The organism is Mesorhizobium sp. M0030, assembly GCF_040323695.1.
Taxonomy (GTDB): domain Bacteria; phylum Pseudomonadota; class Alphaproteobacteria; order Rhizobiales; family Rhizobiaceae; genus Mesorhizobium.
The window spans coordinates 1-8,564 of record NZ_JAMYVE010000034.1 but is presented as its reverse complement, the minus strand read 5'-3'; the positions used below and the strand labels follow the sequence as shown (position 1 = coordinate 8,564).

Here is an 8,564-nt window from a genome sequence, read left to right as displayed (position 1 = left end):
GGTGCGGAAATCACTCGCGCCTATTCCATTCGACACGGCAGCAGGTCCGATCTGGACGCTGTGCTTCACAGTGCTTGACTTGCAAGAGATGCCACTATCGCCGGCTGATCCCCGGTCCTGATCGCGTACTCTGATCAGGTCTAGGCTCGCCGGGATCGAGGTGGTTGGGGTCTTCGCCCGGCGAGCTGTCCACCTGCACGGAAAGTACTGGCCGTGGGTTTGCCCATCAGCCGTGACTTATGCAATATCGGTGCGGTTAAGCCCACAAGCATGCCCAACTGCACCGGCCATTCCCTACGGCTGCGTATGGTCTTCGCGCTCGGCAATTTTTTCCAAGAGCTTCCGTGAAGCCTCTAGGACACGGCGCGTCTCTTGGATGGTCGATTGTAGGGATTCAAGTTCTCTCTCCGCCCATCGCTGGCTACGGCGGGCGCCTTCGACGAACTGGTGGTCAGATTCCCATTTGTCTTTCATGCCTCTCAACGAGCGAGCCGGGGAACTCGTTCTAGTATACTCAAGGCCGATTGCCCGCTGGCTCACGCTGGCGGGCTTTTTTGCGTCAGTCGGGAACATCCTCACCCTGAGGCTGTTCGGTCACACCCGGCTCGTTCTTAAGCGGTCCTGCCGGTGACCAAGATCGCCCCTCACTCATCATGGTCGGCCCGCGCTCGGAAGCAAGCGCGGGCCATCCCTGAACAAGTCCGGGGCAACCGGCCAGGCAATTGCAGCATCGATGGTGGCCGCCGGCCGCCTTGACCGAACTTGCGGGCCAATTCCTCCTAGGTTGACGACGAAATATCGGTAGCAATTTCTACAATTTTCAATTTGGCTGGAAACCCTTTCTACCCGCAAGCGTTGAATTAGCACGGCTGCATTCAAGCAGTTGCATTCGGAGGAATTTTGATGAATTCGAAAATGCTCATTCTCGGCGCGACATTTGCCCTTATGACCGGATCGGCCTTTGCCGGCAGTTCCACTGGCACGTCTGCGCTCGACGATCCTGCAAAAATGTCTCCTTTCTTCACGGACAGCAGCATGAAGACCATGAAGTCTGAGGCCGAAGCGAAAACCGCTTGGTCGGCTATGTCTCAGGAGGATAAGGACGCTGTGATGAAGGACTGCGCTGACGCAGATATTGCGAAGGCCCATGAGAACTTCTGCAAAGCTGCGATGATGATGGGCAAATAGGCCCAGCACCTAGCTTAATATAATACGCGCCCGCTGGCCCGGCCGGCGGGCGTTTTCGTTTGCCCTCGGAACCTGGTCAATTCGCACAGTTGCTCCCCTGCGATGGCGCGGGCCGCCTCGAATCTGAAATTCTGTCAATCGCCCGACGCGGCTGCTGCCCTCCCTGCCGCGAGCCGGAATGCATAACGATTGCGGATGTGGCTGTTAAAATAGACGCCCTTGGCAAAGGCAGCTTTGAACGCGGCAACGGCCTCAGCAGGTACGTCCAAAAACTCGTAATGCTTCCCGCTCGCTACAAACCAAACCGAGAGAACCCTGGTGTTCGGGTCATAGTCGAACTTGCGTATCGAAGTCGACGGCATGGTATGCCATCCAAACTCAGCTAGCCGAGTTGGATCGCCAGCTACAGGCTGAAACTGTATTCGAATATGTGGCCGCGCTTTTCGTCGGCAACCCTGATCCAGATGGGCTCGGTGGTGCGCAGAGTGATGTCGCGCTCTGTCGCTTCCCGCGCCGCCCTGATCGGCGTTGTCGCGTTGACGATGTGGGTAGCCGTCACGGTATCGCCGTCCATTTCCTCAACGTGGTATTTCGGCACTTTTGTTCCTAGGCGTCTAGTTCGATAGGCTGATCGTGATCCGGATCGGAATGATAAGCGACCTGGCGAAAATCGCGCATGTCGATCTGTTGGCCGCAAACAGGGCAAGGCATGAAATGATCGAGCTCGCTCGCGGGCGGGCCTTCATGTCGGTGCCCAATTATTGGTCTGCCGAGATCCGATAGCCTGGTCATTATTTCCGCAGAGCCTTCGCTTCTCGCTCCAGCGTTTCGCGTTGGTTGCCGTGCTTCGCGATCAGCTCTTTCACCTGCTGGGGTGTGATGCCGGTCTTTGTTGCGAAATACTCGACTTCATAATCCTCATCGGCCGAGACCCGGTCCCGATCGCGGAAGTCCCGCTTGCTCTTGTCGTCGGCCATATCGATTCCTCCTTCGCTCATCCCGCAACGCCGAGTTGACGAGTTTGTTGCACCCAAGAGGCTGATTTCCAGTTTCGGAACTATTTTAGCTTAATCTTATTGAATCGCCGGAGGGCGGATCAGTGCATGCGTTTGAAGTTCATCGAGCCGTTGATGCCGACCCTTGTGGAGAACCCTCCCGAGGGTGAAGGCTGGACCCACGAGGTCAAGTTCGACGGCTACCGATCGCAGATGATCATCGATGAAGACGGCACACGCATTTATACGCGCAACGGCCACGACTGGACGGCGAAATATCGCGACCTGGTGAGAGAGGCCAAGCGCCTTGGTGCCGAAAGCGCCATTGTCGACGGCGAGATAGTCGTTCTGAACGACAAGGGCCTTTCGGACTTCGCAGCGCTGCGCAAAGCCATTACCCGCCGGCAGCACGACTTGTATTTTGTTGCCTTTGATCTGCTTCATCTTAACGGCCACGATCTGCGCGATATGGCGCTAGAGGAGCGGCGCGAGATCCTGGCCGGCATGATCGAGCCCGGCGGGCGTATTCAGTTCAGCGAGCCCTTGCCGGGGGAAGCCAAGGCCATCTTTCACTTGCTCGACAAGGCCGGACTTGAAGGCATGGTGTCGAAGCGGAAGGACAGCAAATACCGAAGCGGTCCGTCGACCAACTGGCTGAAGGCCAAGTGCTATGCGATTGACGAGTTCGATCTGCTCGGCGTCGAGCGTGAAGCGGGCAAGCCGGCTTTCGCTCTGATGGCTGAGCGCGGCACCGGGCGCTATGTCGGCAGCGCATTCGTCACCTTGAACCGGGAAATGCGCGAGAGGCTATGGAAACGCGTCCAGGAGCACCCAGGCACGGCGCCCAAGGGCGTCATGAAGCGGCCTGCGACGCAATGGGTCAAGCCGGGCTGATCGGCCGCGTGAAGCACTTGCGTGTGGAGGATGACCTGCGGCATGCATCGCTGCAGGACTTCCGCGAGGAGAACAAATAGCAGCTCCACAACTGGCCATCGCTTTTGCGAGAGGCGCGCATCCCAACGCCGCAAAGGCCGAGCTGAACGCGATACCGCAGGAACTCGCCTCACGCTGATCAACGGTTAACACGGCTAAGGACGCCTAACACTGTCATTGCAAAGAATAGGAAAGGAGTTTTTAGACATTCATTCATCTATCCGTGCTTTCTAATGAGCTATGTCTTTCAGCACCTTCACCCGGATATTGGAGGATGTCGTGGATGATAATTGATGCCGCCAGCGGAGGTTTCCGCATGGCACATCTTACCGCCGACTACGCCTATCTGATCGCGTTCCCGTTTTTCGATCAATACCCAATCAATCACTCAACGACTGTCACCGTCCCGCTGGTTGCGAGCAAATCCCGCCGGCCTTGGTTTGGAAAAGGGGCCATCCTGGATGCGAATTATGACAAAGATTTTTGAGATCCTGGTGGGAAGCATGGCGATTGGAGCCGTTCTCGCAAATCTTTGCATGCCGGCGAACGCCGCAGTTGGCGACGACGGAACCACTGCCCCCACTGGCACGAGCGGTGCCACTGTCGGAACCGAGTCCCCCGACCATCCGACCAATACGGATCTGCCTCGCATTGTCGACGCTATGTCGAGCGCCGAAATCACTCGGTTCAAGAAGCGCTGCATCGACGTGATCGAGAGCCGGGGCGTTTATGATCGTGACCTGCGCCAGCTCTGCCTGCTGATCTGGCGCCACTAACCAAACCGTTCGCAAGTGCCGGAGCTGTCGACATGACACTCTCCAGTTCCGACAGTAGAGGCCCGCCCACCGAAAGGTTGGCGGGCTTTTAGCTAGCGGCCCTTACCCTACGGTTGGGTAAGTGTTTCCGCCCGATTATCCGCGCCCTAAAAGCGCATCCCCTCGATGCCATCTTCACGCACTTCCCAATCATCCCCACCGTCTAAGTCCGAATGCTTGGCCCTGAAGGTTTCAAGATAGTCGACTATCTGAGGGTCGTTCGGGTCGAACGCTTGCCAATGTGGATCATCATCGACGTTGGCCAGATCGAGAAACTCGGTGATGTCCACCCCGCCATTGAGGGCGGCGACGCCAGAGTTCAAGCCGATGTATCTCAGGTTGAAGTCAAAGCGAAAATCGGGTGACCGGAAGAACTTGGCCCTGTCGCAGTCCGGGAAAGGCCGGGCTCGGAAGTGGTCCATCAAGCGCTGCTTTTCAGCGATGCCTTCAGTAACTGAAATCATGTATGTTTCCGGCCGTGACAGACTTTCGTTGATCCGGCCGGCCGGCTTCCTCATGGCGCCCCAGAGGTGAGGCAAGCCAATTGCAGAGAAGAAATCCTGACCGATCGATTCGCCGGGCCAAAATTTAGGGTTGTATGGTCGAACGACAACACGATCAGGTCCGAGCGCCTCAACAAACGGTCGCAGGATTTCGTAGAAATCAAGTTGATATTCCGCGACTTCGATGGGGCCCGTCAGGTAGTCTTTGACGCATTGCGCATACACGCTCTCAAGCAAGTGATCGAAGCGCCGCAAATAGAACACCACCTTCACCTCGGCGCCAATATCCAACAGACCCTGAAAAAAAGATGGATGAGTGCTGGCTCGCGAAAATTCCTCGCCTGACATCAGCAACGTCTCGCAATCGGAATCGAGTGCGAAGAACGCGCCAACGTTCTGCTCAAACGATTTGCTGTCGTCGTAACCGATTGCGGCTATGCTGTGCTGCGGCCCGAACGCTTCATTGGCCGGGTCGTGGGGGTCGGGGTAATGGATCGAGTTCCCCGCCAACAGATCCCGATTGGAGGCCAGGCTCGCCTGAAGATAAGAGCTTCCAGTCTTGTGAATTCCGCAATGCAAAATAAACTTCTTATAGCGCCTCAATGGCCGCCACTCCCGTTCACTCCTGATTGTTTATCAGGCGCCACTGCGTGCGCTCGGGACCATACCATGGACCGCAGTTGGTGGCATTACCCCGAATGCATACGGCAGGGCAGATGACGGACGCTAGTCCGCGGCGACATTGCGCCGGTGCTTCCAATCGAACGAAACGCCGGCCGGGGCCAGGCGGTAAGTGCTCTCGCCGGAGGTGGATCAGACAGTATGAGCGGCATTGATCTGATCTCCAATCTCGCAGCGACCATGGCTCCGGTCATGGAGCAGATGGGCGTTATCGCAGCTTCAGAACTCGGTCCCGAAACGCTGCAAGATCGAATTCGCGCCGAGGCTTATGCAAGCGGAAGCGTGGTGGTCGGCCGATATGAGGTGGGCTGCGTGGTCACGACGAATGTAGGCACCACGGTCATGCGCCCGCGCTCCCCTCGTCCAGCCCGCTCGAGCTGAAATTGACTGCTCAACGATGGAGGCGGAGAAGGCGCACTAGAGCGGTCCGACCGCTACAGCGATAGCGCCATCAAGACAGCGCTGCTACGTCAGAGCAGCAGGTGAATTGTCACAAGCTCGATGATCAGCAAAACGGCGCACACCGTGCCCGCAAGGGCATAGCCTCTCCAATAGGCACGGATATCCTGATCGGTTTGGAATGCTTCTAGCCAGAGCCCGTCGGGGAAGACGCCAAGGCAAATTGGGATAGGCATCGCGGCTGGCACGATTGTATCAGGTGCTAAAGCATCTCTGCCCAACATGCAGGCGGCTCTCTGACCGCGAAGAACGCATATTAGCCTGCGCTAACTAATGGCGAAAGCCCTTCATCGAAATATCGCCGGCCTGTCCTGATTGTCTCTTTGGTTCTTTCAAACTGGGCAATGGCGTGTCGCCGCAGGAGAGCGGGACAAAGAACAACATCGTCTAGCCCCCTTGACCTGCCAAGAGGCATCTGAACAGGAAAAGGTGACGAAAAGCGCCAGGCGGCGCCGCAAGGCGAAGCTGTGTACGATCTGGAGCTCGCTACCGATCAGGTCATAGCTGGCTCCGGCGCCCCCCAGACCATCTGGCCGCTGGCGAAAATATGCGATCCTGCTAAACTTATCCCGTGTGAACACACATGAATGGGGGCTTTGTGCCGGTATCATATGACCTCATTGGCAAGACAGCCGTCGTAACCGGCGGAGCAAAGAGTATCGGCAAGGCAATCGTAGAGCGCCTTGTAGCGTCGGGTGCTTCAGTGCACGTGTGGGATCGAGATCAGATCGAACTGAAGGGTGTGGTGTCTACGAAGGTCGATATTACCAGCCGCGATCAGGTAACCCATGCGATCAACATGATCGTCGATCGTGGCCTGCGTATAGACGTTCTGGTTAACAACGCCGGTTATCTAGGAACCCTTCACCCGTTTGACCAACACGAACCTGCAGACTGGCGAAGCATCATCGAAACCAATCTGATCGGCACGATGCAAGTGACGCAGTTGGTTTTGCCCCACATGCGAAAATGGGGTGTTGGCCGCATTGTCAATATGGGCTCTTTGGCGGGCAAGGAAGGACTTGCCAACCTTGCCGCCTATTCAGCCTCCAGCGCAGGTATCGTAGTCTTCACAAAGGCGCTTGGGCGTGAGGTTGCCAATACAAACATACGCGTGAACTGCGTCGCTCCTGGGCCAATCGATACTGACATGATCCGAAACCTCGGGGTCGCAGCTGTCGAGACAATGATCGCCGATAGTCCAATGAACCGGCTCGGCCGGGTCGAAGAAGTTGCCCACATGGTGGCCTGGCTGTGCTCGGACGCCAGCAACTTCAATACCGGCGCGGTATTCGACATGTCGGGTGGGCGGGCGCGTTACTAAGCGCCGACTGTCTCGGTGCTTTCAGGTGGCCCGGCGTCACCGTGGACCAAATACTCCCACCCCTAAACGGCGACCTATGTGATCCCCTCATGGCAACTCTGCGGTACGAGGTAAGGCGGGAACCGGATGGGACGTGGACGGTGTTCGACGTGTTCACCGGGCAGCCGGCTATTATGGTGGGCCACCCTTCTGTCGACCTTCCCGACATGGAGTATGCTGAAGAGCTGGCAGCCATCCTGAATGCCAACAACCTGAAGCATAGGCTATATCACGGGAGGTCCCCGAAGGTTCGCCTGACCGAGGTGGCATGACAAGTTAGCCATTCAACCAGCCTTCGTACTGCCCATCCAGGATGGCTCGTCCGATTCCGAGCAAGCATTAGTTATTGAACTACCGACTACGACGGTCTTAAATCGACTTCCCATTGCGTTTCGTAGGGAGGATGTGATGGGCAAGGTGGTGCCAATTCGCAGGGCCACGCCTTGCGTGGAAGTAGTCGGAGCCAGTGGCGAATGGGTAGGGTCGTCCGCATCATAGAGACCGACCAGGAAATTACACGCTCATTCGGCCTGAATCGTTTGCGCTGTCCTTCGCAGAAAGCCAGCGGATACGCCTGCATCTCGACAAAAAGCTCTGGGTGAACGGTGCTAAATCCCCGAGCCGTCCAGTTGCTGGCTGTCTTGCCTCCCCAGGGCGCCGGCATGGAGGCTCGGTTTCGGCAGTAACGTCGAGACGATGCGCTCGACGAGCCTGAAGGTCGATCGTGAAAAATCGGACGCTCAAAGCTCCTGCCTCGGGCCGCGTTCTCGCCGCTCAATGATCGTCGAACTGCCTGCGTAGGTGATCAGGTGAAACCAGACCTATTCCTCGCCCGTCACGCCTCTCTTTCAGCCGTGCGACGACTACATGCTGGCCGCTTTCTGAGGATTTTCACCGCGAAGCTGACGGTCCGCTTGCGGCCCCATCTCAGTCATACCGATCACAGGCAGGGCGTGAAGCGCGCGTCGCATTGCGAGTAGGGAAGGTAGTGTGCTGAGAGTTCTGCAATTCGCTGAGAGAGGGCGGTCATGGCAGGCTGGTGATGTTCAACGTCACCGATTCCCTGGAAGGAACGCCACCATGACCAAGACAGAAGGTAAATCGACCAGCGCTGCCGTCAAAGACATTCTGCTTTCGAACCCGGAGGGGCTGCACGAAGTGATCCGTGCGGTAATGCAGGAGGTTCTCGAGGCCGAGATGGAGGAGGCGCTGGGTGCTTCGAAGGGCGAACGCACGCCTGAGCGCCTTGGCTATCGCTCGGGTTACTACGGCCGCACCCTGGTCACCCGGGTGGGCAAGCTTGAGCTGCGGGTTCCACAGGACCGGGCGGGTCACTTCTCCACCGAGCTGTTCGAGCGCTACCAGCGTTCGGAGCGGGCCTTGGTGGCAACGCTTGCGGAGATGTATGTCCAGGGCGTGTCGACCCGCAAGGTCAAGGCGATCACGGAAGAGCTGTGCGGTCATGCCTTCTCGGCTTCGTCGATCTCGGCCATCAACAAGCGCTTGGACGAGAGCCTGAAGGCGTTTGCCGAACGACCTCAGGAGCCGTTTCCTTACCTCATCCTCGATGCGCGCTACGAGAAGGTGCGTGAAGCCGGTGTTGTCATGAGCCAGGCGGTGCTGATCG

General features: G+C 57.5%; 12 protein-coding genes and 1 pseudogene. 8 read left to right on the top strand and 5 right to left on the bottom strand.

Features of this window, described 5'->3' with window-relative positions:
* The first annotated feature begins 903 nt into the window (after positions 1 to 903).
* Positions 904 to 1,188, top strand: a complete 285-nt coding sequence (locus NKJ80_RS31145) for a hypothetical protein (RefSeq protein ID WP_023673895.1) — start codon at positions 904 to 906, stop codon at positions 1,186 to 1,188.
* 134 nt (positions 1,189 to 1,322) lie between these two features.
* Here the strand turns inward: NKJ80_RS31145 and NKJ80_RS31140 are convergent, their stop codons facing one another.
* The 3 genes from NKJ80_RS31140 to NKJ80_RS31130 all read right to left on the bottom strand — a co-directional run bounded on the left by NKJ80_RS31140 (position 1,323) and on the right by NKJ80_RS31130 (position 2,165).
* Positions 1,323 to 1,550 (bottom strand): KTSC domain-containing protein, encoded by a 228-nt coding sequence (locus NKJ80_RS31140; RefSeq protein ID WP_023673160.1) that lies wholly within the window; start codon positions 1,548 to 1,550, stop codon positions 1,323 to 1,325.
* A gap of 41 nt (positions 1,551 to 1,591) precedes the next feature.
* Positions 1,592 to 1,786, bottom strand: coding sequence for a hypothetical protein (locus NKJ80_RS31135; protein ID WP_023699326.1), 195 nt, complete (start codon positions 1,784 to 1,786; stop codon positions 1,592 to 1,594).
* Positions 1,787 to 1,979: 193 nt separating this feature from the next.
* Positions 1,980 to 2,165 (bottom strand): DUF3606 domain-containing protein, encoded by a 186-nt coding sequence (locus NKJ80_RS31130; RefSeq protein ID WP_023815822.1) that lies wholly within the window; start codon positions 2,163 to 2,165, stop codon positions 1,980 to 1,982.
* Between the two features lie 126 nt (positions 2,166 to 2,291).
* On the opposite strand from NKJ80_RS31130, the pseudogene NKJ80_RS31125 reads away from it, so the two are divergent.
* From NKJ80_RS31125 to NKJ80_RS31115, 3 genes and pseudogenes are all read left to right on the top strand, one after another.
* Positions 2,292 to 3,157 (top strand): annotated as a pseudogene (locus NKJ80_RS31125) (ATP-dependent DNA ligase).
* 242 nt (positions 3,158 to 3,399) lie between these two features.
* A complete protein-coding gene (locus NKJ80_RS31120) occupies positions 3,400 to 3,603 on the top strand; it encodes a hypothetical protein (protein ID WP_352498947.1) in 204 nt (67 codons plus the stop codon).
* Positions 3,587 to 3,892, top strand: a complete 306-nt coding sequence (locus NKJ80_RS31115; RefSeq protein WP_023673877.1) for a hypothetical protein — start codon at positions 3,587 to 3,589, stop codon at positions 3,890 to 3,892. The genes NKJ80_RS31120 and NKJ80_RS31115 overlap by 17 nt, the downstream gene beginning before the upstream one ends.
* A 146-nt stretch (positions 3,893 to 4,038) precedes the next feature.
* On the opposite strand, the gene NKJ80_RS31110 is transcribed toward NKJ80_RS31115, so the two are convergent.
* Positions 4,039 to 5,037: a hypothetical protein gene (locus NKJ80_RS31110; protein WP_023690590.1), complete on the bottom strand. Its 999-nt coding sequence runs from the start codon at positions 5,035 to 5,037 to the stop codon at positions 4,039 to 4,041.
* A gap of 219 nt (positions 5,038 to 5,256) precedes the next feature.
* Here NKJ80_RS31110 and NKJ80_RS31105 point away from each other — a divergent pair, with 219 nt between their 5' ends.
* Complete coding sequence (locus NKJ80_RS31105) at positions 5,257 to 5,496, top strand: hypothetical protein (RefSeq protein ID WP_023695015.1); 240 nt, start codon at positions 5,257 to 5,259, stop codon at positions 5,494 to 5,496.
* Between the two features lie 89 nt (positions 5,497 to 5,585).
* Here the strand turns inward: NKJ80_RS31105 and NKJ80_RS31100 are convergent, their stop codons facing one another.
* Positions 5,586 to 5,798 (bottom strand): hypothetical protein, encoded by a 213-nt coding sequence (locus NKJ80_RS31100; protein WP_023695016.1) that lies wholly within the window; start codon positions 5,796 to 5,798, stop codon positions 5,586 to 5,588.
* Between the two features lie 359 nt (positions 5,799 to 6,157).
* Here NKJ80_RS31100 and NKJ80_RS31095 point away from each other — a divergent pair, with 359 nt between their 5' ends.
* The 3 genes from NKJ80_RS31095 to NKJ80_RS31085 form a co-directional block, all read left to right on the top strand.
* Positions 6,158 to 6,898 (top strand): SDR family NAD(P)-dependent oxidoreductase, encoded by a 741-nt coding sequence (locus NKJ80_RS31095; RefSeq protein WP_023673881.1) that lies wholly within the window; start codon positions 6,158 to 6,160, stop codon positions 6,896 to 6,898.
* A gap of 140 nt (positions 6,899 to 7,038) precedes the next feature.
* Positions 7,039 to 7,209 (top strand): hypothetical protein, encoded by a 171-nt coding sequence (locus tag NKJ80_RS31090; RefSeq protein WP_245262835.1) that lies wholly within the window; start codon positions 7,039 to 7,041, stop codon positions 7,207 to 7,209.
* Between the two features lie 808 nt (positions 7,210 to 8,017).
* Positions 8,018 to 8,564 (top strand): transposase (locus NKJ80_RS31085; protein ID WP_352498946.1); only part of this gene is annotated, 547 nt, incomplete at its 3' end.